The organism is Elioraea sp. Yellowstone, assembly GCF_006704265.1.
In the GTDB taxonomy this organism is placed as follows: Bacteria; Pseudomonadota; Alphaproteobacteria; order Acetobacterales; family Acetobacteraceae; genus Elioraea.
Window position 1 is genome coordinate 1 of sequence record NZ_VIKA01000012.1, and the last position, 21,730, is coordinate 21,730.

Annotated in this window: 21 protein-coding genes, 1 tRNA gene and 1 pseudogene; 14 read left to right on the forward strand and 9 right to left on the reverse strand. The window is 71.4% G+C overall.

All coding sequences use genetic code 11. The annotated features are described in order from the left end of the window. Nucleotides 1–318 (forward strand): annotated as a pseudogene (locus FK498_RS03490) (SEL1-like repeat protein); the annotation flags it as partial. Then, on the forward strand, nt 315–1,295 hold the full coding sequence (locus tag FK498_RS03495) for a TAXI family TRAP transporter solute-binding subunit (RefSeq protein ID WP_141851575.1): 981 nt from the start codon (nt 315–317) through the stop codon (nt 1,293–1,295). The pseudogene FK498_RS03490 and the gene FK498_RS03495, both read left to right, overlap by 4 nt. An 11-nt stretch (nt 1,296–1,306) precedes the next feature. Here the strand turns inward: FK498_RS03495 and FK498_RS03500 are convergent, their stop codons facing one another. Both FK498_RS03500 and trmFO read right to left on the reverse strand, forming a co-directional pair. Further along, the gene (locus tag FK498_RS03500) at nt 1,307–2,527 is read right to left on the reverse strand and encodes an MFS transporter (protein ID WP_141851577.1); all 1,221 of its coding nucleotides are present in this window, start codon (nt 2,525–2,527) and stop codon (nt 1,307–1,309) included. Between the two features lie 138 nt (nt 2,528–2,665). Then, nucleotides 2,666–4,018 (reverse strand): methylenetetrahydrofolate--tRNA-(uracil(54)-C(5))-methyltransferase (FADH(2)-oxidizing) TrmFO, encoded by a 1,353-nt coding sequence (gene trmFO, locus FK498_RS03505; protein ID WP_141851579.1) that lies wholly within the window; start codon nt 4,016–4,018, stop codon nt 2,666–2,668. A 76-nt stretch (nt 4,019–4,094) separates the two neighbouring features. Here trmFO and FK498_RS03510 point away from each other — a divergent pair, with 76 nt between their 5' ends. Continuing rightward, nucleotides 4,095–5,273, forward strand: coding sequence for an aminotransferase (locus FK498_RS03510; protein ID WP_141851581.1), 1,179 nt, complete (start codon nt 4,095–4,097; stop codon nt 5,271–5,273). 2 nt (nt 5,274–5,275) lie between these two features. Then, a complete protein-coding gene (locus FK498_RS03515; protein WP_141851583.1) occupies nt 5,276–5,968 on the forward strand; it encodes a hypothetical protein in 693 nt (230 codons plus the stop codon). 9 nt (nt 5,969–5,977) lie between these two features. Here FK498_RS03515 and uvrA read toward each other — a convergent pair whose 3' ends face one another. After that, nucleotides 5,978–8,860 (reverse strand): excinuclease ABC subunit UvrA, encoded by a 2,883-nt coding sequence (gene uvrA / locus FK498_RS03520; RefSeq protein WP_141851585.1) that lies wholly within the window; start codon nt 8,858–8,860, stop codon nt 5,978–5,980. A 147-nt stretch (nt 8,861–9,007) separates the two neighbouring features. Here uvrA and ssb point away from each other — a divergent pair, with 147 nt between their 5' ends. Beyond that, nucleotides 9,008–9,511: a single-stranded DNA-binding protein gene (gene ssb, locus FK498_RS03525; RefSeq protein ID WP_141851587.1), complete on the forward strand. Its 504-nt coding sequence runs from the start codon at nt 9,008–9,010 to the stop codon at nt 9,509–9,511. A gap of 12 nt (nt 9,512–9,523) precedes the next feature. On the opposite strand, the gene FK498_RS03530 is transcribed toward ssb, so the two are convergent. Beyond that, nucleotides 9,524–10,324, reverse strand: coding sequence for a DUF6065 family protein (locus tag FK498_RS03530; protein WP_141851589.1), 801 nt, complete (start codon nt 10,322–10,324; stop codon nt 9,524–9,526). Nucleotides 10,325–10,437: 113 nt separating this feature from the next. Further along, a complete protein-coding gene (locus FK498_RS03535) occupies nt 10,438–10,785 on the reverse strand; it encodes a hypothetical protein (RefSeq protein ID WP_141851591.1) in 348 nt (115 codons plus the stop codon). A gap of 198 nt (nt 10,786–10,983) precedes the next feature. On the opposite strand from FK498_RS03535, the gene FK498_RS03540 reads away from it, so the two are divergent. After that, nucleotides 10,984–11,445 (forward strand): hypothetical protein, encoded by a 462-nt coding sequence (locus FK498_RS03540; RefSeq protein WP_141851593.1) that lies wholly within the window; start codon nt 10,984–10,986, stop codon nt 11,443–11,445. Between the two features lie 26 nt (nt 11,446–11,471). Here the strand turns inward: FK498_RS03540 and FK498_RS03545 are convergent, their stop codons facing one another. Further along, the gene (locus FK498_RS03545; protein ID WP_141851595.1) at nt 11,472–12,473 is read right to left on the reverse strand and encodes a cysteine synthase A; all 1,002 of its coding nucleotides are present in this window, start codon (nt 12,471–12,473) and stop codon (nt 11,472–11,474) included. A gap of 65 nt (nt 12,474–12,538) precedes the next feature. On the opposite strand from FK498_RS03545, the gene FK498_RS03550 reads away from it, so the two are divergent. Then, nucleotides 12,539–12,955 (forward strand): rhodanese-like domain-containing protein, encoded by a 417-nt coding sequence (locus tag FK498_RS03550; RefSeq protein WP_141851597.1) that lies wholly within the window; start codon nt 12,539–12,541, stop codon nt 12,953–12,955. A gap of 18 nt (nt 12,956–12,973) precedes the next feature. Here the strand turns inward: FK498_RS03550 and FK498_RS03555 are convergent, their stop codons facing one another. Continuing rightward, nucleotides 12,974–13,966 carry a hypothetical protein gene (locus FK498_RS03555; protein ID WP_202614727.1) on the reverse strand — a complete coding sequence of 331 codons (993 nt, stop codon included), beginning with the start codon at nt 13,964–13,966 and terminating at the stop codon, nt 12,974–12,976. 208 nt (nt 13,967–14,174) lie between these two features. Between FK498_RS03555 and FK498_RS03560 the strand changes: the two genes are divergently transcribed. After that, a tRNA-Thr gene (locus FK498_RS03560) sits at nt 14,175–14,249 on the forward strand. Nucleotides 14,250–14,292: 43 nt separating this feature from the next. Here the strand turns inward: FK498_RS03560 and FK498_RS03565 are convergent. Continuing rightward, nucleotides 14,293–14,529 carry a hypothetical protein gene (locus FK498_RS03565; protein WP_141851601.1) on the reverse strand — a complete coding sequence of 79 codons (237 nt, stop codon included), beginning with the start codon at nt 14,527–14,529 and terminating at the stop codon, nt 14,293–14,295. A gap of 102 nt (nt 14,530–14,631) precedes the next feature. Continuing rightward, a complete protein-coding gene (locus tag FK498_RS03570; RefSeq protein ID WP_141851603.1) occupies nt 14,632–14,970 on the reverse strand; it encodes a hypothetical protein in 339 nt (112 codons plus the stop codon). Between the two features lie 307 nt (nt 14,971–15,277). Here FK498_RS03570 and FK498_RS03575 point away from each other — a divergent pair, with 307 nt between their 5' ends. From FK498_RS03575 to FK498_RS03600, 6 genes are read left to right on the forward strand one after another with little or no spacing between them, the layout of a single operon-like run. Next, on the forward strand, nt 15,278–16,390 hold the full coding sequence (locus tag FK498_RS03575) for a polyamine ABC transporter substrate-binding protein (protein ID WP_141851605.1): 1,113 nt from the start codon (nt 15,278–15,280) through the stop codon (nt 16,388–16,390). A gap of 4 nt (nt 16,391–16,394) precedes the next feature. Then, nucleotides 16,395–17,546 carry an ABC transporter ATP-binding protein gene (locus FK498_RS03580; RefSeq protein ID WP_141851607.1) on the forward strand — a complete coding sequence of 384 codons (1,152 nt, stop codon included), beginning with the start codon at nt 16,395–16,397 and terminating at the stop codon, nt 17,544–17,546. After that, entirely contained in the window at nt 17,543–18,436 is an 894-nt protein-coding gene (locus FK498_RS03585) for an ABC transporter permease subunit (RefSeq protein WP_141851609.1), read from the forward strand. Before FK498_RS03580 ends, FK498_RS03585 begins: the two co-directional genes overlap by 4 nt. After that, nucleotides 18,433–19,242 (forward strand): ABC transporter permease subunit, encoded by an 810-nt coding sequence (locus FK498_RS03590; protein WP_141851611.1) that lies wholly within the window; start codon nt 18,433–18,435, stop codon nt 19,240–19,242. Before FK498_RS03585 ends, FK498_RS03590 begins: the two co-directional genes overlap by 4 nt. 51 nt (nt 19,243–19,293) lie before the next feature. After that, on the forward strand, nt 19,294–20,496 hold the full coding sequence (locus tag FK498_RS03595) for a pyridoxal phosphate-dependent aminotransferase (RefSeq protein WP_141851613.1): 1,203 nt from the start codon (nt 19,294–19,296) through the stop codon (nt 20,494–20,496). A gap of 29 nt (nt 20,497–20,525) precedes the next feature. Beyond that, entirely contained in the window at nt 20,526–21,728 is a 1,203-nt protein-coding gene (locus tag FK498_RS03600; protein WP_141851615.1) for a pyridoxal phosphate-dependent aminotransferase, read from the forward strand. Nucleotides 21,729–21,730 lie beyond the last annotated feature (2 nt).

Here is a 21,730-nt window from a genome sequence, read left to right on the forward strand (position 1 = left end):
CATCTCGACCCCGCCCCGGGGGCGCCGCCGCATCTGCCGCCCGCCACGCTCGCCCTGCTGCTTCGCCGCGGCGAGGAGCTGATGCGCATCGGCGACGTCTCCGCCGCCCGGCGCTTCTTCGAGCGCGCGGCCGCAGGCGGCAGCGGCGAGGCCGCGCTCCAGGCCGGCGCCACCTACGATCCGCGCGTGCTCGAGACGATCGGCGCGCGCGGCATCCCGCCCGACCGCGGTCTTGCCCTGCAGTGGTACCGCCGCGCCGCCGCGATGGGCGTCGCGGAGGCGCGGTCCCGCATCGCCCGACTGGAGGCTTCGCAGTGACCCGACCCGATCCTCGCCTGCCCCGCCGCGTGCTGTTCGGCTCGGCGCTTGCCGCCCTCGCCGCCGCACCCGCTCCCGCGCAGACGAGCTGGATCGAGCGTCTCAGCAGCCTGACCGCGCAGGCGAACCAGGGCACGGTCGGGATCATGGCCGGCGGCGTGGACGGCACCTATATCCGCATCGCCGCCGACCTGATGAACGTGCTCGACGAGGGCGACCGGATGCGGGTGGTCGCGATGCTCGGGCGCGGCTCGGTGCAGAACCTGCGCGACATCGTGCTGCTGCGCGGCATCGACATCGGCATCGTGCAGTCCGATGTGCTCGCCTACGCCAAGCGCGAGGGCCTGCTGCCCGGGATCGACCGGCTCGTGCAGTACATCACCAAGCTCTACGACGAGGAGATCCACCTGCTCGCGCGCGAGGAGGTGCGCAGCGTCCGGGATCTCGCCGGCAAGACGGTGAACGTCGACGTGCGCGGCTCGGGCACGGCGATGACCGCATCGCTCGTGTTCGCGGCCCTCGGCGTGGACGTGCGGATCGCCAACGACCCGCAGGACCTTGCGCTCACGAAGCTGCGCAACGGCGAGATCGCCGGCATGGTGTACGTCGCCGGCAAGCCCGCCCGGCTGTTCGTCGGCATCCCGCCCGGCAGCGGACTGCGTTTCGTGCCGATCCCCGCAACCCCGGCGCTGCTCGAGACCTATCTCCCCTCCGTCCTCGCCGCCGCCGACTACCCGAACCTGATTGCCCCCGGCGGCGAGGTGGAGACGATCGCGGTCGGTGCGGTGATGGCCGTCTATGCCTGGCAGCCGGGCACGGAACGCTACCGCAAGGTCGCGCGCTTCGTGCACGCCTTCACCCGCCGCTTCGACGAGTTCCTCCGCCCGCCAAGGCACCCGAAGTGGCGCGAGGTGAACCTTGCCGCGCAGGTGCCCGGCTGGACGCGTTTCGATCCGGGCCCGCCGTCCGCCCAGTAGCGCAGGACCGGTCAGGGCCGCGCGCGCATCCAGAGCGCGCCGACCGTGCCGACGATCGCAAGCCCCGCCAGCGCCAGGGCGGTCACGGCGGGACCGGCGCCGAGCCGGTCTGCCAGGGCCCCGGAGAGCACCATGCCGATCGGCCCGGTGCCGATCGCCATGGTCACCAGCCCCATCATGCGCGAGCGCGCCTCGACCGGCGCTGCCGTCAGGACGAGCGTGGTCTGGAACGTCCCGAAGGCGGCGATGCCGATGCCGCCGGCAAGCAGCAGCAGGATCGCGAGTGCCAGCAGCGGCATCGCCGGCATCGCCGCCAGCGCGGCCAGGAAGCCGAGCGAGCCGACCAGGAAGGCGCGCGCCCCGTCCACCCGGTCGCCGCGGCGCGCGAGCAGGAATCCGCCGATCAGCGCGCCTGCCGGCTCGGCGGCGGCGAGCAGGCCGACACCGAGCGGTGTCGCGTCGAACAGCGCCCGCCCGATCGGCGCGATCAGCGCCAGATAGGAGAAGCCGAGCGTATTCATCGCGACGGTGATCCCGAGCACGCCGAGCACGGAGGGATGGGCGACCGCAACCGCGATGCCCTCGGCCAGCCCCCGCGTCGCGGTGCGGACGCGGAGCGGATGCACCGGCTGGGGCGCGCGCACCCCGGCCGCAAGCGCGATGCAGACCAGGGCACCGGCGGCCGAGACGGCGAAGGCGCCGTCCAGTCCGAGGGCCTGATAGGCGAGCCCGCCCAGCACGGGCCCGAGCATTCGTGTCGTCGCGTTCGTCATGGCATCGAGCGCGATCGCGCGCGGCATCGCCGGGGCGCCGGCCGCTTCGGCCAGCATGCGCCGGCGCGTGGAGAGCTCGGTGGACCACATCAGTCCCGAGACGAAGCCGCCGATGCCGACATGCCAGGGAGCGAGCACGCCGGCGCGCGCGAGCAGCGCCATCACCCCGGCCGAGAGCAGTGTCGCGACCAGTCCGAGCTGCAGCAGGAGGCGCCGGTCCACCGCCTCGGCGATCGCGCCGGCGAGCGGCCCGAACAGCAGGAGCGGGATGGAGCGCGCAGCGGCGGTGAGCGCGACGATCCCGGCCGAGCCGGTGACCTCGAGCACATAGAGCCCTGCCGCGAGCAGTTCGAGCCAACGCGACACGTTGGCGACCGCGCCGATCGTCCAGAGCCGTCGGAAGTCGGGCAGGCGAAGCAGCGCAAGCGCGCCGTCGCGGCGTTTCCCCCCGGTGGACATTGCCCGGAGTGTGCGCGACCCGGAGCCTCCCCGCCAGACGCGCCGCCGGCAGGGCCGGGCCGCGTCAGGGAGATGCGCCCGTGGCCCGGTCGGGGGCCGACGGGGTGCCGGTCGCGCCGGCGAAGCGCCGGGCTGCGTTCAGGCCGCCTCGCGCGGGGCGGGCAGGCTGTGCGGCCGACCGAGCCAGGCATCGACCGCCCTGAGCGCGCGCTCGCAGTGGGCGCGCTTGCGCTCGCGTCCCTTCGGCGCGTCCTCGAGGGGCGGGAACAGGCCGAAATTGATGTTCATCGGCTGGAACGTCTCCGCCGTCGCCCCGCCGGTGATGTGCGCGAGCAGCGCGCCGAGCGCGGTCTCGGGCGGCGGCGGGGCGGGTGCTTCGCCCTTCGCCTCGGCGGCGGCGAAGCGGCCGGCGAGCAGGCCGATCGCGGCGGACTCGACATAGCCTTCCACGCCCGTGATCTGGCCGGCGAAGCGCACATGCGGGGCGGCGCGCAACCGCAGCAGCGGGTCCAGGAGGCGCGGGCTGTTGAGGAAGGTGTTGCGGTGCAGCCCGCCGAGGCGTGCGAACTCGGCGTTCTCCAGCCCCGGGATGGTGCGGAACAGCCGCACCTGCTCGGCGTGTTTCAGCTTGGTCTGGAAGCCGACCATGTTCCAGAGCGTGCCGAGCGCATTGTCCTGGCGCAGCTGCACCACCGCCCAGGGGCGGCGGCCGGTGCGCGGATCGGTCAGCCCCACCGGCTTCATCGGCCCCCAGCGCAGCGTGTCCGGCCCGCGCGCGGCCATCACCTCGATCGGCAGGCAGCCGTCGAAATACGGGGTCGCGGTCTCCCACTCCCGGAACCCGGTCGTCTCGGCGGCGAGCAGCGCAGCGACGAAGGCCTCGTACTGCGCACGGTCGAGCGGGCAGTTGATGTAGTCGGCCCCGCCACCCTTGTCGTAGCGCGACTGCATCCAGGCGACCGACATGTCGATCGAGTCGCGGTGCACGATCGGGGCGATCGCGTCGAAGAAGGCGAGCGCATCCTCGCCGGTCGCGCGGCGGATGTCCTCGGCGAGTGCGGGCGCGGTGAGCGGCCCGGTGGCGACGATCGCCAAGCCCCAGGCGGGCGGCGGCAGGGCGGGCACCTCCTCGCGCAGCACCGTCACAAGCGGGTGTGCGGCGAGCGTGCGCGTCACCTCGGCCGAGAAGCCGTCGCGGTCGACCGCGAGCGCGCTGCCCGCCGGCAGGCGGTGCGCGTCGCCCGCGCGCAGGATCAGCGAGCCTGCGCGCCGCATCTCCTCGTGCAGCAGCCCGACGGCGTTGAACAGCGGATCGTCGGCGCGGAACGAGTTGGAGCAGACGAGCTCGGCGAAGCCCGCGGTGCGGTGCGCCTCGGTCATGCGCACCGGGCGCATCTCGTGCAGGACCACCGGCACGCCGGCGGAGGCGATCTGCCAGGCGGCCTCGCTGCCGGCGAGCCCGGCGCCGACGACATGAACGGACGCGGCCATGGGGGGGAGATAGACGCTCGGGCCGGGCGCTGCAACGCGGCTGGACGCGGGCGCGGCCGGGTGTGAGTCTGCGCCCATGCCGGACACTGCCGCGCCCGCCGCGCCCCCGTTCCCGCCGAGCATCCTGGCGACCGCCGCGCCGGCGATCCCGGCCGCGCGCGCCTGGGCCGCCGCCTATCGCGGCGCGGCGGGGCCGCCGATCGACCTGACCCAGGCGGTGCCGGGCTACCCGCCGCACCCGGACCTGCTCGCCCGGCTCGGCGCGGAAGCGGCGCGGCTGGCCAATGCCGGCTACGGGGCGATCGAGGGCGAGGAGAGCCTGCGCGCCGCTCTGGCCGCGGATCTTGCCGGGCGCTACGGCGCCGCCTTCGCGGCCGAGGACATCGTCATCACCGCGGGCTGCAACCTCGCCTTCGTGATGGCGATGACGGCGCTCGTCGGGCCGGGGGCGGCGGTGCTGCTGCCCGCGCCCTGGTACTTCAATCACCAGATGGCGCTCACCATGCAGGGGATCGAGACGGTCCCGCTGCCCTGCCGGGCGGAGGACGGTTTCGTTCCCGATCCGGGGCGGGCGGCGGCGCTGATCGGCGAGCGCGTGCGCGCAGTGGTGCTGGTGACGCCGAACAACCCGACCGGGGCGATCTATCCGCCCGAGGTGATCGCCGCCTTCGCCGCGCTCTGCCGCCGGCGTCGGATCGCGCTGGTGCTGGACGAGACCTATCGCGACTTCCTGCCGGGTGACGCCCCGCCGCACGCGCTCTTCGCCGATCCCGCCTGGCGCGAGGGGCTGGTGCAGCTCTACTCGTTCTCGAAGAGCTACTGCGTGCCCGGCCATCGCGTGGGCGCGATCGTCGCCGGGCCGGCGATCCGCGCGCAGCTCTGCAAGGTGCTGGACACGCTGCAGATCTGCGCGCCGCGCGCGGCCCAGGCCGCGCTCGCCTGGGCGGTGCCGGCGCTCGCCGCCTGGCGCGAGGGCAACCGGGACGTGATGGCCGCGCGCGCAGCCGCGTTCCGGCGCGCCTTCGCCGCGCTGCCGGGCTGGCGCATCGACGCGCTCGGCGCCTACTTCGCGTATCTGCGCCTGCCGGAGGATGCGCCCGACGCCGTGGCGACCGCAGCACGTCTGGCGGCGGAGCGGGGGCTGATGACGCTGCCGGGCCCGTTCTTCGGCCCTGGGCAGGAGCGGCATCTGCGGCTGGCCTTCGCCAACGCCGACGAGGCGACGATCGCCCGGGTGCCTGCGCGGCTCGGCTGACGGTGGCCCGTTCGCGCCGGGGCATCCTTGCGGCGCTTGCAGGGCTCGGCCTTGCGGCCTGCGGTGTCGAACGCATCGCGCAGGATCGGACCGCCCTGCGCGCGGCCGGCCGGATCGGCGTCGTGACGCCGGCGGTGGCGGACGCGCCCTCGGCGCCGACCGATCTCTGGCTCTCGGTTCCTTTCGGCCATATCGGGCGGTTCGTGGACGCGGCGCTGAAGGCCGAGCGCGACCGGCTGCTGGCCTGGGCACTGGTGAGCGCCGGCTACGATGCCGCCGCGCGCTGGAGCGAGCATCTGACCGCGGCCCTGCTGGCGGCGGGGAGCCAGCCGCTGCCGGTGCCGGTCGGGCGCTTCGGGCTTGACCTCCTGGCGGCATATCCTGCGGCGGAGGTCGATGCCTATCTCGACACGGTGGTGCCGGAATACGGGTTCTCGGCGGGCACGCCGGAAGGGCCGTTCATCCCCTTCGGCGTCGTGATGATGCGGGTGGCGCTGCCGGACGGCCGGGTCGTGCTGCAGGACCAGCTCGTGATGAACGCGTTCCGGCCGTTCGGCGGCGAGCGCATCGGGGGGCCGGGGGAGCCGCGTTTCGCGACCGCCGAGCTCTTTCCCTACGACTTCATGCGCGCCGCCGAGGGGGTGGATGCGGCGCTCGCGGCGTTGGCGCGGCAGGTGGTCGCGCGGCTGCGGTAGCCAGGGCGCTCAGCCCGCGGCGCGCCGCCGTCTAGGCGCCGCGGCCGGCTGCGTCGCATGGCCGTCGCGCGCGAGCACGGGCGCCAGGAACCGCCCGGTGTAGCTGCCCTTCTGCGCCGCGACCTGCTCCGGCGTGCCCTCGGCGACGATCCGCCCGCCGCCGTCGCCGCCCTCGGGGCCGAGATCGACGATCCAGTCGGCGGTCTTGATCACCTCGAGATTGTGCTCGATCACCAGCACGGTGTTGCCCGCGTCCACCAGCGCGTGCAGCACCTCGAGCAGCTTGCGCACGTCCTCGAAATGCAGCCCCGTCGTGGGCTCGTCGAGGATGTAGAGCGTGCGGCCCGTCGCCCGGCGCGACAGCTCCTTCGCAAGCTTCACCCGCTGCGCCTCGCCGCCCGAGAGCGTGGTCGCCGGCTGGCCGAGCTTGACATAGCCGAGCCCCACCTCGTTCAGCGTGCGCAGCTTGTCGCGGATGGAGGGGACGGCCTGGAAGAACGCCACCCCTTCCTCGACCGTCATGTCCAATACGTCGGCGATCGACTTGTGGCGGAACTGGATCTCCAGCGTTTCGCGGTTGTAGCGGCGGCCCTTGCACGCATCGCAGGTGACATAGACGTCGGGCAGGAAGTGCATCTCGATCTTGATCACCCCGTCGCCCTGGCAGGCCTCGCAGCGTCCGCCCTTCACGTTGAAGCTGAACCGGCCCGGCCTGTAGCCGCGCTGGCGACTCTCCGGCAGTTCGGCGAACCAGTCGCGGATCGGGGCGAAGGCGCCGGTGTAGGTCGCGGGGTTGGAGCGCGGGGTACGGCCGATCGGCGACTGGTCGATGTCGATCACCTTGTCGAGATGCTCGATCCCCTCGATGCGGTCATGCGGCGCGGGGTGATCGCGTGTGCCCATCAGCCGCCGTGACACCGCCCGGTACAGCGTGTCGATCACCAGCGTCGACTTGCCGCCGCCCGAGACGCCGGTGACGCAGGTGAGCGTGCCGAGCGGGAAGGCGACCGTGACGTCCTTCAGGTTGTTGCCGCGTGCGCCGACCACGCGCAGCACGCGCTTCGGGTCGGCCGGGCGCCGACGCGCCGGCACGGGGATGCGCTTGCGGCCCGTCAGATAGTCCGCGGTGAGGCTGCGCGGATTGGCGAACACGGTCTCGGGCGGACCCGAGGCGACCACCTCGCCGCCATGCACGCCAGCACCCGGCCCCATGTCCACCAGGTGGTCGGCCGAGCGGATCGCGTCCTCGTCGTGTTCGACCACGATCACGGTGTTGCCGAGGTCGCGCAGCCGCTTCAGCGTGCCGAGCAGGCGTTCGTTGTCGCGCTGGTGCAGCCCGATCGAGGGCTCGTCGAGCACGTAGAGCACGCCGGTGAGGCCGGAGCCGATCTGCGAGGCGAGGCGGATGCGCTGGCTCTCGCCGCCCGAGAGGCTGGCCGACCCGCGCGCGAGGGTGAGGTAGTCGAGCCCGACGTCATTGAGGAAGCCGAGCCGCTCGGTGATCTCGCGCAGGATGCGGCGCGCGATCTCTCGGCGCTGCGGGGTGAGCTGGTCGGGGAGCGCGCGGAACCACCCGTCCGCCTCGCGGATCGAGAACGCGCTGACCTCGCCGATGTGCTTGCCGGCGATCTTCACCGCCAGCGCCTCCGGCTTCAGGCGGTAGCCGTTGCAGGCTTGGCACGGCGCCTCGCCCTGGAAGCGCGCCAGCTCCTCGCGCACCCACGCGCTGTCGGTCTCGCGCCAGCGCCGTTCCAGATTGGCAATCACCCCCTCGAACGGCTTCTTCGTCTCGTAGGCGCGCAGGCCGTCCTCGTAGCGCATGGTGACAGGGATCTCGCCGGTGCCGTTCAGGATCGCCTCGCGCGCGCGCTGGGGCAGGTCCTTCCAGGGCGTGCGCGTCGAGATCTTCAGGTGGCGTGCCAGGCTCTCCAGCGTCTGGCGGTAGTAGGGCGAGGAGGTGTTCTCCCACGGTGCGATCGCGCCGTCGGCGAGCGAGAGCCGCTCGTCGGGCACCACGAGCTCGGGATCGAAGAAGGTGGTGACGCCAAGGCCGTCGCAGGCGGGGCAGGCGCCGGCCGGGTTGTTGAAGCTGAACAGGCGGGGCTCGAGCTCGGCGATGGTGAAGCCCGAGACCGGGCAGGCGAACTTGGCGCTGAAGTTGGTGCGCTCCCCGGTATCGGCGTTCTCGGTGAAGGCGATGCCGTCGGCCAGCGCGAGCGCGGTCTCGAAGCTGTCGGCGAGCCGCGGCGCGATCCCCTCGCGCACGACGATGCGGTCCACCACCACCTCGATGTCGTGCTTGCGCTTCCTGTCGAGGGCGGGCACGGCATCGATGTCGTGGAGCGTCCCGTCCACCTTCACGCGCTGGAAGCCGCGCTTCTGCAGCTCGGCGAGTTCCTTGCGGTACTCGCCCTTGCGCCCGCGCACCACGGGGGCGAGCAGCAGCAGCCGCGTGCCCTCGGGCATCGCCAGCACCTTGTCCACCATCTGGCTGACGGTCTGCGCCTCGATCGGCAGGCCCGTGGCCGGCGAGTGGGGCACGCCGATTCGCGCCCAGAGCAGGCGCATGTAGTCGTGGATCTCGGTCACCGTGCCGACGGTGGAGCGCGGGTTGCGCGAAGTGGTCTTCTGGTCGATCGAGATCGCCGGGGAGAGCCCCTCGATCGCATCCACGTCGGGCTTCTGCATCAGCTCGAGGAACTGGCGCGCATAGGCCGAGAGGCTCTCGACATAGCGGCGCTGGCCCTCGGCGTAGATGGTGTCGAAGGCGAGCGAGGACTTGCCGGAACCGGACAGACCCGTGATCACGGTCAGGCTGTGGCGCGGGATCTCGACATCGATGTTCTTGAGGTTGTGCTCGCGCGCGCCGCGGACGCGGATCGAGTCGGTCATGGGCCACCCGGGGGACGAAAGGGGAACGGAGTGGGCCAGAGATGGGGGCGGCGACGCAAGTGGCGAGAGTGCACATGAGGTCGCCTCGTTGGACGGGGCGGGGCGGAGGCCCTACAGTCCGGCGGCGGCATTCACGGAGAGGCGGCGATGGCGGGCAGCGTCAACAAGGTGATCCTGGTGGGCAATCTCGGCCGCGACCCCGAGGTGCGGACCATGCAGCAGACCGGTGGGCGGGTCGTGACCTTCTCGGTCGCCACGAGCGAATCCTGGACCGACCGCAGCTCGGGTGAGCGGAAGGAGAAGACGCAGTGGCACCGCATCGCCATCTACAACGAGAAGCTCGGCGAGATCGCCGAGAAGTACCTGCGCAAGGGCAGCAAGGTGTACGTGGAGGGGAGCCTCGAGAGCCGGAAGTACACCGACAAGGACGGCAACGAGCGTGAGATCTTCGAGGTGGTGATCGGTCGGTTCCGCGGCGACCTGACGCTGCTCGACGGCCGCGGCGGCGGGGCGGGGGTGGAGGACGAGGCGGGCGGCTATGCCTCGCGCCAGCCGATGGCCGCTGCGTCGCGCGGCGGCGGCCGTGCGGGCGGTGGCTGGGAGCCGAAGAAGGGTGGCGGCAGCGACCTGGACGACGACATCCCGTTCTGAGCGAACCGGGCGTCAGTCCTCGTCGGGCCCCGCCATGACGGCGTGCGGCGCCTCGCCCTTGCGGCGCTTGCGGGTGCGCATGGCATAGGCGCCGCGCTGGCGGTTCGGATCGACGTTGGGACGGACGACGGTGTCCTCGTAGTCCGCCCAGTCGTCCTCCGTCAGGTCGGCAAGCGCTGGGACGATCTTCACCGACTGCATGGTCTCGTCGCCGTAGAGGCTGCGCGGCAGCGGCACGACCTGGAAGATCGGGTAGTCGGGCTCGAGCCGGACCTGCACGTCGGTCTTGGTGAGGCGGATGTTGCTGAACAGCGGGCCGAACCAGCGATCGGTCTCGATGATGCCCTCGTAGAGCTCGTAGTGGCCGCGTGGCAGGTTGACGGGGCCGCGCACCAGCAGGCCCCAGCCGGGGGCCGTGCGCGCGATCAGGCCGGACCAGATCTGCACCACGCCAGGCTCGCGCAGGGCCGAGAGGAAGGGCGGCGAGAACCCCTTGACGTGGTCCGGCGCGGCCGCGTCGAAGGCCTGGGCGAAGTAGGGGAACTGGGCACTGCCGTTGAGCGGGATCCAGCCGTCATGTTCGGCGCCGTCGTAGGTCCAGAAGACCTGGCTGCCGTCCCACATCAGGGTCAGGCCGATCGGCGGGAAGACGTACCAGCCGAAGGCGGTGGCGGTGGTGACGGCCTCGCAGTACCGGAAGGCGCGGGTGGGCAGGGTGCCGATGGCGGAGCGGTCCGCACGCATCGGTGGGCGGGCCTGCTCGATCAGGCGGTGGAAGGTCAGGATGGGGCTGGCGGGCGGCGCATCCGGCATCACGATCCCTCGTCGCGGCGTCTCTGGACGCGCTTCCAGGAAAACATACGGGAAGACCTCGGGGAGAATGAAAGGTCGCGCCGGCATGGGACCGGCGCGACCTCCGAAGGGGATCAGAGCGCGGGAGCCACGCCGCCGAGGCGCACCTTGCCCGCGTCCGCGACCGGCTTCAGGGCCGGGGCGACGCCGCCGAGGCGCACCTTGCCGGCATCCGCGATCGGCTTCAGGGCGGGAGCCACGCCGCCGAGGCGCACCTTGCCGGCATCCGCGACCGGCTTCAGGGCCGGGGCGACGCCGCCGAGGCGGACCTTGCCGGCATCCGCGACCGGCTTCAGGGCGGGAGCCACGCCGCCGAGGCGGACCTTGCCGGCGTCCGCGATCGGCTTCAGGGCCGGGGCGACGCCGCCGAGGCGCACCTTGCCGGCATCCAGCGTGGGAGAGGCGTTCAGGGTGTGGGCCATCGTGATCTCCTTCGATCGTCTCTCAGACTGCGGGTTCTTGCTTTGTTCCGGCCATGAACGGAAGCCCCACGACTAGGACAAGAGGCTCGGCCAGATCGAGCAAGGCGGCGAGGCAGTCCTACCCGCCGGATGAGTGAGAACGTAACAGGAACTTTTGCCGGTCGCAAGAGATATGTCCTACAACCGCGGGGAGGTGTCATGGCTCCGTCGTTGCCGTCGGGCGGCGTGCGCCAACAAATCACGCATGCTGACGACGATCTCACGCGCGATCCCCGCGTCTGTTCCGGCACTCTTCTCTATATCGGTTCGTCCCGACGGATGCCACGCCAGCGGCACGCGGCGCGGATGAGGGGATTCATGCGCGAGGCTGGTGAGGAAACGGTAACCGTCTCGGGCGATTCGGTGCTCATCGAGGTGCTCGAGGCCGCGCAGCGCTTCGTCGCCTGGTATGCGGAATTCCTCTCGCGCGACGGCGCAGCGCCCGCGCGGCGGGGCGAGGGGGCGCAGGATGCGCTGATCGCCAGCAAGCTGCAGCATGCGGTGTTCGATCTGATGGCGGCGGTGCACGCCATGAACCGCCACTACGCCGACGCCCACCGGCAGCGGACCGTGTCAGCTGGCCCGCTGCGCACCCAACAGCGTGATGGCACCCTGCACTGAACTGCGGCTGCTCCCCCGACGGGCGGTCACGCCAGCCAGGGCGGCACGGGCAGACCCTTGCTGCGCAGGAAATCGGGGTTGAACAGCTTCGACTGGTAGCGCGCGCCGCCGTCGCAGAGGATCGTCACGACCGTGTGGCCCGGGCCGAGGGCGCGCGCCACCCGGATCGCCGCGGCGACGTTGAGTCCGGCCGAACCTCCCACGCTCAGCCCCTCATGGATCGTCAGATCGAATACCTGTTCGAGCGACTCCTCGTCGGTCACGCGGATCGCATCGTCGATCGGCGCGCCTTCGAGATTGGCCGGCACGCGGCTCTGGCCGATCCCTTCGGTGATCGAGCTGCCCTCGAGCTCGAGCACGCCGCGCGTCTTCCAGGCATAGAGCGCGCTGCCCGGCGGATCGGCCAGCACGATCCGCACCGACGGCTTCTTCGCCTTGAGCGCGAAGGCCACGCCGGCGAGCGTGCCGCCCGTGCCGCAGGCGCAGGTGAAGGCGTCGACGCGGCCCTCGGTCTCGCGCCAGATCTCCTCGCCGGTGGTACGGCGGTGGCCCTCGCGATTGGCGAGATTGTCGAACTGGTTCGCCCAGATCGCGCCGTTCGGTTCGGACGCGGCGAGTTCCTCGGCAAGCCGGCGCGAGACATGCACGTAGTTGCCGGGGTCCCGGTAGGGGGCCGCGGGCACCAGGCGGAGCTCGGCACCGATCATGCGCAGGAACTCGATCTTCTCGCGGCTCTGGGTCTCCGGCATCACGATCACGCAACGATAGCCGCGCGCATTGCCGACCAGCGTCAGCCCGATGCCGGTGTTGCCGGCGGTGCCCTCGACGATCGTTCCGCCGGGGCGCAGCAGCCCCTTCGCCTCGGCATCGGTGATGATGGCGAGGGCCGCGCGGTCCTTCACCGATCCGCCCGGGTTCATGAACTCGGCCTTGCCGAGGATCTCGCAGCCCGTGGCCTCGGAGGCCCGCCTCAGCCGGATCAGCGGCGTGTTGCCGATCGCCCCCACCAGCCCGTCCACCATCGCCATCGCACCGCTCCTGCCGCTACCCTGCACCCGACGATATCCGACTGCCGGAGAGGATAGCCCACTCGATGAGCGACATACCCGAGGTGACCCCGGCCGAGACCTGGCAGGCGCTGAACGAGGACCCGAACGCCATGCTGGTGGATGTCCGTACGGATGCCGAGTGGACCTATGTCGGCATGCCCGACCTGTCGGCGACCGGCAAGCCCATCCTGCCGATCGCCTGGCAGGTCTTCCCGGCGATGGCGGTGAACCCGCACTTCGTCGAGTCGCTGCGGGCCGCCGGGCTGACGCCCGGACACCGGCTCTACTTTCTCTGCCGGTCGGGCGCGCGCAGCCTCGCGGCGGCGCGCGCGGCGCGTGCCGCCGGCTTCCCGGCGGTGTTCAACATCCGCGACGGGTTCGAGGGACCGCTGGACGCGCAGGGCCACCGTCGCACCGTCGCCGGCTGGATCGCCTCCGGCTTGCCGTGGCGCCAGCGCTGAGCGGCGGCAACGGCGGTGTCAGGCCGGCACCAGCCGTACCAGGAAGGTCGCGGCGGAACCGGTGTCGGCGATGCACTCGACGGCGATCTCGTCCCACAGTGCGGCGGTGCTCACACTGGCGTCCACCGGCGCGAAGGTCACCCCGCCGCCCTTGGCCACGGTGGCGTTGCCGGCCGCGGCGCGGCGCACCACGCAGGCGAAGCCCTTGCCGAGCCCGGCCGGCAGGGTGAGGGTACGGTCCGACCCGTCGCACTCGATCACGCGCCCGTTGTCGGCCGCCGTCGCCGCCCGGTTCGCCGTCAGCGCGGCATAGGAGGCGGGGCCGCCCACCGCGGCGAGGGTCGCGGTGCGGGTTGCACCCGTGCCGCCATAGGCGATCGCGAGGTTCGTGCCGGCGACCACCATCGCCTCGGTCTGGGCGCGCGCCGCGGCCGGGAAGTCGGTGACCTGGGCGGCCGCGTGCGTGTGCGTTGCCGGTGCCTTGCCGTCGAGCGCGGTCTGCAGGTTGGCGATGTCGGCGATGACATGGCCGTGCGACACCGCCGCCGCGCCGAGCGTGCTGCGCGCGGCGGCGGCGTCCGCGTCGTCCAGCAGCGACCGGGCGAAGCCGGTGAGCGGCGCGAGCGCGGCGGCGCTCGCGCCGGTGTAGTAGGCGATGCGGTCGGCGGCCGGGGTGAGCGCGTCGATCGCGTCGATCGCCGCCGGGATTCCGGTGAGCGCGGACCAGTCGGTCGAGCCGCCGCTGCCGACAACGTCGGTCGCCGGGGCCCAGGCGGTGCCGTTCCACTTCAGCACTTGGCCCGTGGAGGCCCCCCCCTGGGCGAGCCTGGCCGGTGCGATCGTGCCGATCAGATCCGCCTCGGTATGGGTGTGCGCCGCCGGTGCGAGGGATGCCCGGACCTGACCGACGGTGATCTTGCGGGTGGTGCCGTTCTGATTGGCGACCATCTCGTCGGTGTCCTGGGCGGACGTCGCGGGCGGGTATTGCGAGATCTTCAGAGGGCCAGACATCGGCGTCTCCTTGACGAATGACAGGGCCGTCTCGACGGAGCGGCCCGGTTGCGGTGTCACCGCCCGACCGTCGGCCGGCGGGTAGCGGCACGGGGCGTTCGGGCGGCGTGCCGGCCCGCCTCGCCGATGCCGCGCACGAGGCATCTCGACGGCAGGCCGGGGTTTGGAGTAGTGGACCGGCGCGAGCGGAGTGGCCTGTCAGGCCAGCGCTGCCGTAGCTCAGTGGTAGAGCACTCCCTTGGTAAGGGAGAGGTCGTGAGTTCAATCCTCACCGGCAGCACCATCCGTCCGGCGTGGCGCGTGGTGCTGCGGCGCAGCATGGCGATCTAGACCAGCGCGGCGACGCTGACCGACGACCCGGAGTGCCCCGTCACGTGCAGGATGGAGAACGCGTCGCTCGAGCGCGACAGCACCATGTCACCGCGGCGCACCAGATGCGCGGCCGGGTTGAAGTAGCCTGCAGAGAGGGTCTGGGTGCGGGTGTCGGTGTCGGTGCGGTAGTGCCACAGCGTGAAGCCGTTGGCATAGGCGAGCACGGACAGGCTCTGGATCTCGAAGGGCATTACGGGGACTCCTTGGGCGGGGCTGGGGAGGGGACGGCCAGCACGGGGCTTGCCCGGCGGATGGCGCCTGCGGGTCGGCGGGTGGCGGCGCCGACCGCGGCTCTAGCCCGCCAGGATCGGCTGGCCCGCATCGTCGAGGATCGGCTGGCCGGACTCGTCGAGGATCGCGTCCGGCGGGATGTCCGGCCCGAGATCGGGCGTCTCGCCCGCGAGCGAGGCGACGGCGACCGTCGATCCGTCGTTCGACACGACGCGCAGGATCCGCGCGCCGTCGGCACCGTTCAGCAGGATCAGGTCGTCCGTGCGCAGGTAGGTGCGCGCCTCGTCGAAATAGCCCTCGGCGAGGATGGCGGCGACGTCGTCCTCGGCGCTGGCATAGGTCCAGAGCGTGAAGCCGGCGGCGTAGGAGAGGACCGCAAGACTGGTGGGCACGAACGCCATGGCGGGGTCGGTCCCTTTGCGCGGCGCGCAGCGCCCGGCGCGAGCGGCGCGTCGGGGCGGCGGCGGACGGTGGGGTTCGGGCGGGGGAACGGCGTGAGCGAAGGGGACCGGTGATCCCCGGGCGCACGAGTCCCGTGACGTCGCGCAGGCTGCCAAGGCTTCGGATTCCAGTCAAGGAAAATATTCATATAGGCGGCGGAAACCCGGGCCGGCGCCCTGCGGCGGTGATCCGCCGGGCCGCGACGTGTTAGGGTGTCCGCGGCGGCCCGCCCGCCATTCCACCGCAGAGAGGGGAGACACCGGGACGATGAGCCAGCACGCGCCCGCTTTCGCCCGCCGCGTCCTAGGCGCCTTCGCCGCCGCCGTGATCGCCACGGCCGCAACTGCCGCGATCTCGCAGACGCTCAACGTCTACAACTGGAACGACTACATCGATCCGGCCGTGATCGAACGGTTCCAGCGCGAGACCGGAATCGCCGTCCGCTACGACGTGTTCGAAAGCCTCGAGACGCTGGAGGCGAAGCTGCTCGCCGGCCGGTCGGGCTACGACATCGTCGTGCCGACCAACGAGCCCACCTTCTCGCGCCTGATCAGGGCCGGGGCGCTGCAGCCGCTCGATCGCGCCAAGATCCCGAACTGGGGCAACCTCGACCGCACGCTGATGCAGCGGCTCGACCGTTCCGATGAAGGCAATCGCCACGGCGTGATCTATCTCTGGGGCACGATCGGGCTCGGCCTCAATCCGGCGCGCATCCGCGAGGTCGCGCCCGACGCGCCGCTCGATTCCTGGGATCTGCTGTTCAAGCCCGAGCACGCGAGCCGCATCGCGCGCTGCGGCATCACCATGATGGACAGCGCGATCGACGTGATCCCGACCGTGCTGCACTACCTCGGGCTCGATCCGAACAGCACGGCCGAGGCCGACCTGCGCAAGGTCGAGCAGACGCTGATGGCGATCCGCCCGCATATCCGCACCTTCTCCACGGGCGGGGCGATCGAGCAACTCGCCACCGGCCAGTCCTGCCTCGCCTTCGCCTACTCGGGCGACGCGATCCAGGCCGCCGACCGCGCGCAGGAGGCTGGCCAGGGCGTGGAGGTGAAGTACGTCGCACCGCGCGAGGGCGCGCAGCTCTGGTTCGATGTGCTGGCGATCCCGAAGGACGCGCCCAACGCCGAGGCCGCGCACCGCTTCATCGACTTCCTGCTCCAGCCCGAGGTGATCGCGGCGGTCACCAACCACGTCGCCTATCCGAACGCGGTTCCGGCCTCCAAGCCGATGATCGAGCCGGACATCCTGGCCGACCGGAACGTCTATCCGGCCGAGCAGGACTTCGCGCGCTTCTTCACGATCGGCGCCGTGCCGCAGGCGGCCGAACGGGCGCGCAGCCGCATGTGGGCGAGGTTCAAGGCCGGCCGCTGAGACGGTGCAGACCGCGAACGTCGCCCCTCCGGGCGCGCCCGAGCCCTGGCGCGACCCGGAGGCGGAGCCCTATGTCCGCATCATCGGCGTCACGAAGCGGTACGGCGCGACCGTCGCGGTCGACGACGTGAGCCTCGACATCTATCGCGGCGAGCTGTTCTGCCTGCTCGGCGGCTCGGGCTCCGGCAAGACCACGCTCCTGCGCATGCTCGCCGGCTTCGAGCGGCCCGACCAGGGGCGCATCCTGATCGACGGCCAGGATGTCGCCGCCGTGCCGCCCTATGCGCGGCCGGTGAACATGATGTTCCAGTCCTATGCGCTCTTCCCGCACATGACGGTGGCGCAGAACGTCGCCTTCGGCCTGCGCATGGAGGGCCTGCCCCGCGCCGAGATCGCCGCGCGCGTCGGGGCGATGCTGGACCTCGTCCGCCTCACGGGGCTCGAGCGGCGCCGGCCGCATGAGCTCTCGGGCGGACAGAGGCAGCGCGTCGCGCTGGCGCGCAGCCTCGTCAAGCGGCCCAAGCTCCTGCTGCTCGACGAGCCGCTCGGCGCGCTCGACAAGAGCCTGCGCGAGCAGACCCAGTTCGAGCTCGTCAACATCCAGGAGCGAACCGGCATCACCTTCATCATGGTCACGCACGACCAGGAGGAGGCGATGACCATGGCGACCCGGCTCGCGGTGATGCACCACGGCTACCTCGCCCAGGTCGGCACGCCGGCGGAGGTCTACGAGTATCCGCAGACCCGCCTGGTCGCGGAGTTCCTCGGCACGGCCAACGTGTTCGAGGGAATCGTGACGAAGGCCGGCGCGACCGGTGCGCTCGTCGAGTCCACCGAGTTCGACGCCGTCTTCGAGAGCGACACCGACCCGCCCAAGCCGGTGGGGGCGCGCGTCTTCGTCGCCGTCCGGCCCGAGAAGATGCGCGTGCGCAAGGCCGCCGAGGGCGAGCGGGCGGGAACCAACCGGCTGGTCGGGGCCGTGCGCGACATCGCCTATTACGGCGACTTCTTCATGTTCGTGGTGGATCTGCCGGACGGCCGCAGCGTGCGCGTCAGCCAGCCCAACCTCGCGCGCGTCACCGAACTGCCGATCACCTGGGGCGACCGCGTGGCGGTGGACTGGCCGCCGCTCGCGACCGTGGTGCTGCCGGAATGAGCTGGCGGCTGCCCGCGGGCCGCACGCTCGTCCTGGCGCTACCCTTCGCTTGGCTCGGCCTGTTCTTCCTCTTCCCCTTCCTGATCGTCGCCAGGATCGCGCTGAGCGAAGCGGCCCTCGGCATCCCGCCCTACGCGCCGCTGCTGCGCCGGGACGAGCAGGGCACGCTCGCGATCGTGCTGAACCTCGGCGCCTTCGCGCTGCTGGTCGAGGACAGCTTCTATCTCGACGCCTACCTGCGCAGCCTCCGCGTCGCCTCGCTCTCGGCGCTGCTCTGCCTGCTCGCGGGCTATCCGATGGCCTATGCGATCGCGCGCGCGCCTGAGCGCCGGCGCAACCTGCTGCTGCTGCTGGTCGTGCTGCCGTTCTGGACCAGCTTCCTGTTGCGCGTGATGGCCTGGATCGGACTGCTCGCCGACAACGGCGTGGTGAACAACATCCTGCTGGGCCTCGGCCTCGTCACCGAGCCGCTGCGCCTCCTCTACACCGAAACCGCGCTCTATCTCGGTATCGTCTACTGCTACCTGCCCTTCATGGTGCTGCCGCTCTACGCCAATCTGGTGAAGCTCGACCCGGCGCTCCTGGAGGCGGCCTCCGACCTCGGCGCGCGGCCCTGGCGCGCCTTCCTCGCCGTCACCCTGCCGCTCTCGCTGCCCGGGATCCTCGCGGGCTTCATGCTGGTGTTCATCCCGGCGGTCGGCGAGTTCGTCATTCCCGAACTGCTCGGCGGGCCGGACGCGCAGCTGATCGGCCGGGTGCTGTGGACCGAGTTCTTCCAGAACCGCGACTGGCCGATGGCCTCCGCGCTCGCGGTCGTGCTGCTGCTGCTGCTCGTGCTGCCGATCGCCTGGTTCCAGCACCTCCAGGGGCGCGCCGGAGGGGGAAGGTGAGCGGGCGGCTCGGCCGGCTCTGGATCGCCCTCGGGGTGGGCTACGCCTTCCTCTACATCCCGATCGCGCTGCTGGTCGTGCTGTCCTTCAATGACAGCCGGCTGGTGACGCTCTGGACCGGATTTTCGCTGCGCTGGTACGCCGCCCTCTGGCACAACGACGCGCTCGTCACAGCCGCCTGGCTGTCGGTCCGGATCGCCGCGGTGGCCGCCACCGGGGCGACGGCGCTCGGCACGGCCGCGGGTTTCGCGCTCGCCCGATTCGGGGCGTTCCGCGGCCGTTCGCTGTTCGGTGCCATGGTCGCAGCACCCCTCGTGATGCCCGAGGTGATCACCGGGCTCAGCCTGCTCCTGCTGTTCGTGGCGCTGGCCGAGGCGGTGGGCTGGCCGGGCGAGCGTGGCGTGACCACCGTCACCATCGCCCACATCACCTTCGCCACGGCCTATGTCGCGGTGGTGGTACAGTCCCGCCTGTCGGACTTCGACCGCTCGCTCGAGGAGGCGGCGCTCGATCTCGGTGCGCGCCCCTGGCGGGTGTTCCTGCTGATCACCCTGCCCCTGATCGCGCCGGCGCTCGCCGCCGGCTGGCTGCTCGCCTTCACCCTCTCGCTCGACGACCTGGTGATCGCCTCCTTCACCTCGGGCCCTGGCGCCTCGACCCTGCCGATGGTTGTGTTCTCGGCGCTGAAGCTTGGCCTGACCCCGGAGCTGTTCGCGCTCGCCACGGTGATCATCGTCGTGGTCAGCTTCGGGCTTGCCCTCGCCCTGCGGCTTGGCCGGGTTGCGTCCGCCCGGGTCGGCGGCTAGCGTCCGATTTCGTTCGCTTGATCTTCCCGAAAGGGGCCCGGGATCTTCCGCATGTCGCTCACCGCCCAGCGGCTCGACCGCATTTCGCCCTCGCAGACCATCGCCATCACCCAGAAGGCGCGCGCGCTTGCCGCGGAGGGTCGCGACATCATCAGCCTGTCCGCTGGCGAGCCCGATTTCGACACGCCTGAGAACATCAAGCGCGCCGCCATCGCCGCGATCGAGCGGGGCGAGACCAAGTACACCGACGTCGCCGGCACCCGGGCGCTGCGCGAGGCGGTGTGCCTCAAGTTCAAGCGCGACAACGGCATCGACTACGCGCCCGACGAGGTGATGGTCTCCACCGGCGGCAAGCAGGTGATCTTCAACGCGATGCTCGCGACCCTCGATCCCGGCGACGAGGTGATCATCCCGACCCCCTGCTGGGTCTCCTACCCCGACATCGTCAGCCTCGCGGAGGGCAAGCCGGTGTTCGTCGCCTGCCCGCAGAACAACGGCTTCAAGCTGCGCGCGGCGGATCTCGAGGCGGCGATCACGCCGCGCACCAAGTGGTTCATGCTGAACAACCCCTGCAACCCCACCGGGGCGGCCTACTCGGTCGAGGAACTGAAGACGCTCACCGATGTCCTCATGCGCCATCCTCGGGTGATGGTGTTCACGGACGACATCTACGAACACCTCGCCTATGACGGGTTCAAACCCGCGACCGTGGTGCAGGTGGAGCCTCGCCTGAAGGAGCGCACGCTGACCATGAACGGCTGCTCCAAGGGCTATGCCATGACGGGCTGGCGCATCGGCTTCTGCGGTGGGCCGAAGGCGCTCATCAAGGCGATGGACAAGCTGCAGAGCCAGTCGACCTCCAACACCTCCTCGATCAGCCAAGCCGCGGCGGTCGAGGCGCTGACGGGGCCGCAGGAGTCGATCAGGGCCATGGTGGAGGTCTACAAGCTCCGCCGGGACCTGGTGGTGGAGGCGCTGAATGCCTGCCCCGGCCTGACATGCCGCAAGCCGGAGGGGGCGTTCTACGTGTTCGCCGGCATCCATGGCTGCCTCGGCAAGACCTCGGCCGGCGGACGGCGGATCGAGACCGACGAGGATTTCGTGACCGCCCTGCTGGAGGAGGAAGGAGTGGCCGCCGTGCACGGCACCGCCTTCGTGGCCCCCGGCCACATGCGCATCAGCTACGCCACCGACACCGAGAGCCTGCGGGAAGCCTGCGCCCGCATCCGCCGTTTCTGCGAAGGTCTGCACTGACCGCCATTCCAGCGCCCGGGAGTCCGAGGATGCCCGCTCTTGCCAGCCGCCTGAACCGGGTGGAGGTCGCCGCCTCGGTGGTGATGACCAACAAGGCGCGCGCGCTGCGCGCCGCCGGCCACCGCGTGATCAGCCTTGCCGTCGGCGAGCCGGATTTCGAAACCCCGCCGCACGCGATCGAGGCGGCGCACAAGGCCGCGCTCGCCGGCGACACGCACTACCCGCCGCAGGACGGCACGGCGGCGCTGAAGGCCGCGGTGCAGCGCAAGTTCAAGCGCGACAACGGGCTCGACTACGCGCTCGACGAGATCATGGTCTCGAACGGCGGCAAGCAGATCATCGCCAACGCCTTCCTCGCCACCATCGACGAGGGCGACGAGGTCATCATCCCGACACCCTACTGGATCAGCTACGCCGAACAGGCGAAGCTCGCCGGCGGCAGGCCCGTGTTCGTGCCCTGCCCGCAGAACAACGGCTTCAAGCTGCGCGCGGAGGACCTCGAGGCGGCGATCACGCCGAAGACGAAGTGGATCGTGCTGAACAGCCCGAACAATCCCTCCGGGGCGGCGCTGTCGGGGGAGGAGCTGCGCGCGATCGGCGCGGTGGTGGCGCGCCATCCGCAGGTCTGGGTGCTGTCGGACGACATGTACGAGCACATGGTCTATGACGGCTTCGCCTTCGCCACCCTTGCGGCCGCGGCGCCCGAGACGCGCGAGCAGGTGCTCACGGTGAATGGCGCCTCCAAGGCCTATGCCATGACGGGCTGGCGGATCGGTTACTGCGGCGGACCGAAGGCGCTCGTGAAGGCGATGGTGAACGTGCAGGGCCAGCTCTCCTCGGGCGTCTGCACGGTCGCGCAGGCGGCGGCGGCGGCGGCGCTTGACGGGCCGCAGGACGTGGTGGCCGAGCGTCAGGCGATCTATCGCCAACGCCGCGACCTGGTCGTCGACCTCCTGAACCAGGCGCCGGGTGTGGTCTGCCACAAGCCCGAGGGCGCCTTCTATGTCTACCCGAACATCGCCGGCTGTCTCGGCAAGACCTCCGCCGGCGGACGGCGCATCGAGAGCGATCTCGACTTCGTGCTTGCGCTTCTTGAGGAGCACCATGTCGCGGCCGTGCATGGCGGCGCCTATGGCATGAGCCCCTATGTGCGGGTGAGCTACGCCACGGACACGGAGAGTTTGCGCGAAGCCTGCGCCCGCATCCAGACCTTCTGCGCAGGCCTCACCTGACC

What these genes read in the sequence shown, in the direction of transcription:
- FK498_RS03600 (WP_141851615.1), top strand. Translation starts at nt 20,526, where the DNA reads ATGCCCGCTCTTGCCAGCCGCCTGAACCGGGTGGAGGTCGCCGCCTCG.
- FK498_RS03575 (WP_141851605.1), top strand. Translation starts at nt 15,278, where the DNA reads ATGAGCCAGCACGCGCCCGCTTTCGCCCGCCGCGTCCTAGGCGCCTTC.
- FK498_RS03585 (WP_141851609.1), top strand. Translation starts at nt 17,543, where the DNA reads ATGAGCTGGCGGCTGCCCGCGGGCCGCACGCTCGTCCTGGCGCTACCC.
- FK498_RS03565 (WP_141851601.1), bottom strand. Translation starts at nt 14,529, where the DNA reads ATGCCCTTCGAGATCCAGAGCCTGTCCGTGCTCGCCTATGCCAACGGC.
- uvrA (WP_141851585.1), bottom strand. Translation starts at nt 8,860, where the DNA reads ATGACCGACTCGATCCGCGTCCGCGGCGCGCGCGAGCACAACCTCAAG.
- FK498_RS03570 (WP_141851603.1), bottom strand. Translation starts at nt 14,970, where the DNA reads ATGGCGTTCGTGCCCACCAGTCTTGCGGTCCTCTCCTACGCCGCCGGC.
- FK498_RS03545 (WP_141851595.1), bottom strand. Translation starts at nt 12,473, where the DNA reads ATGGCGATGGTGGACGGGCTGGTGGGGGCGATCGGCAACACGCCGCTG.
- FK498_RS03550 (WP_141851597.1), top strand. Translation starts at nt 12,539, where the DNA reads ATGAGCGACATACCCGAGGTGACCCCGGCCGAGACCTGGCAGGCGCTG.
- FK498_RS03555 (WP_202614727.1), bottom strand. Translation starts at nt 13,966, where the DNA reads ATGTCTGGCCCTCTGAAGATCTCGCAATACCCGCCCGCGACGTCCGCC.
- FK498_RS03530 (WP_141851589.1), bottom strand. Translation starts at nt 10,324, where the DNA reads ATGCCGGATGCGCCGCCCGCCAGCCCCATCCTGACCTTCCACCGCCTG.
- FK498_RS03595 (WP_141851613.1), top strand. Translation starts at nt 19,294, where the DNA reads ATGTCGCTCACCGCCCAGCGGCTCGACCGCATTTCGCCCTCGCAGACC.
- FK498_RS03510 (WP_141851581.1), top strand. Translation starts at nt 4,095, where the DNA reads ATGCCGGACACTGCCGCGCCCGCCGCGCCCCCGTTCCCGCCGAGCATC.
- FK498_RS03535 (WP_141851591.1), bottom strand. Translation starts at nt 10,785, where the DNA reads ATGGCCCACACCCTGAACGCCTCTCCCACGCTGGATGCCGGCAAGGTG.
- ssb (WP_141851587.1), top strand. Translation starts at nt 9,008, where the DNA reads ATGGCGGGCAGCGTCAACAAGGTGATCCTGGTGGGCAATCTCGGCCGC.
- FK498_RS03540 (WP_141851593.1), top strand. Translation starts at nt 10,984, where the DNA reads ATGGCTCCGTCGTTGCCGTCGGGCGGCGTGCGCCAACAAATCACGCAT.
- trmFO (WP_141851579.1), bottom strand. Translation starts at nt 4,018, where the DNA reads ATGGCCGCGTCCGTTCATGTCGTCGGCGCCGGGCTCGCCGGCAGCGAG.
- FK498_RS03500 (WP_141851577.1), bottom strand. Translation starts at nt 2,527, where the DNA reads ATGTCCACCGGGGGGAAACGCCGCGACGGCGCGCTTGCGCTGCTTCGC.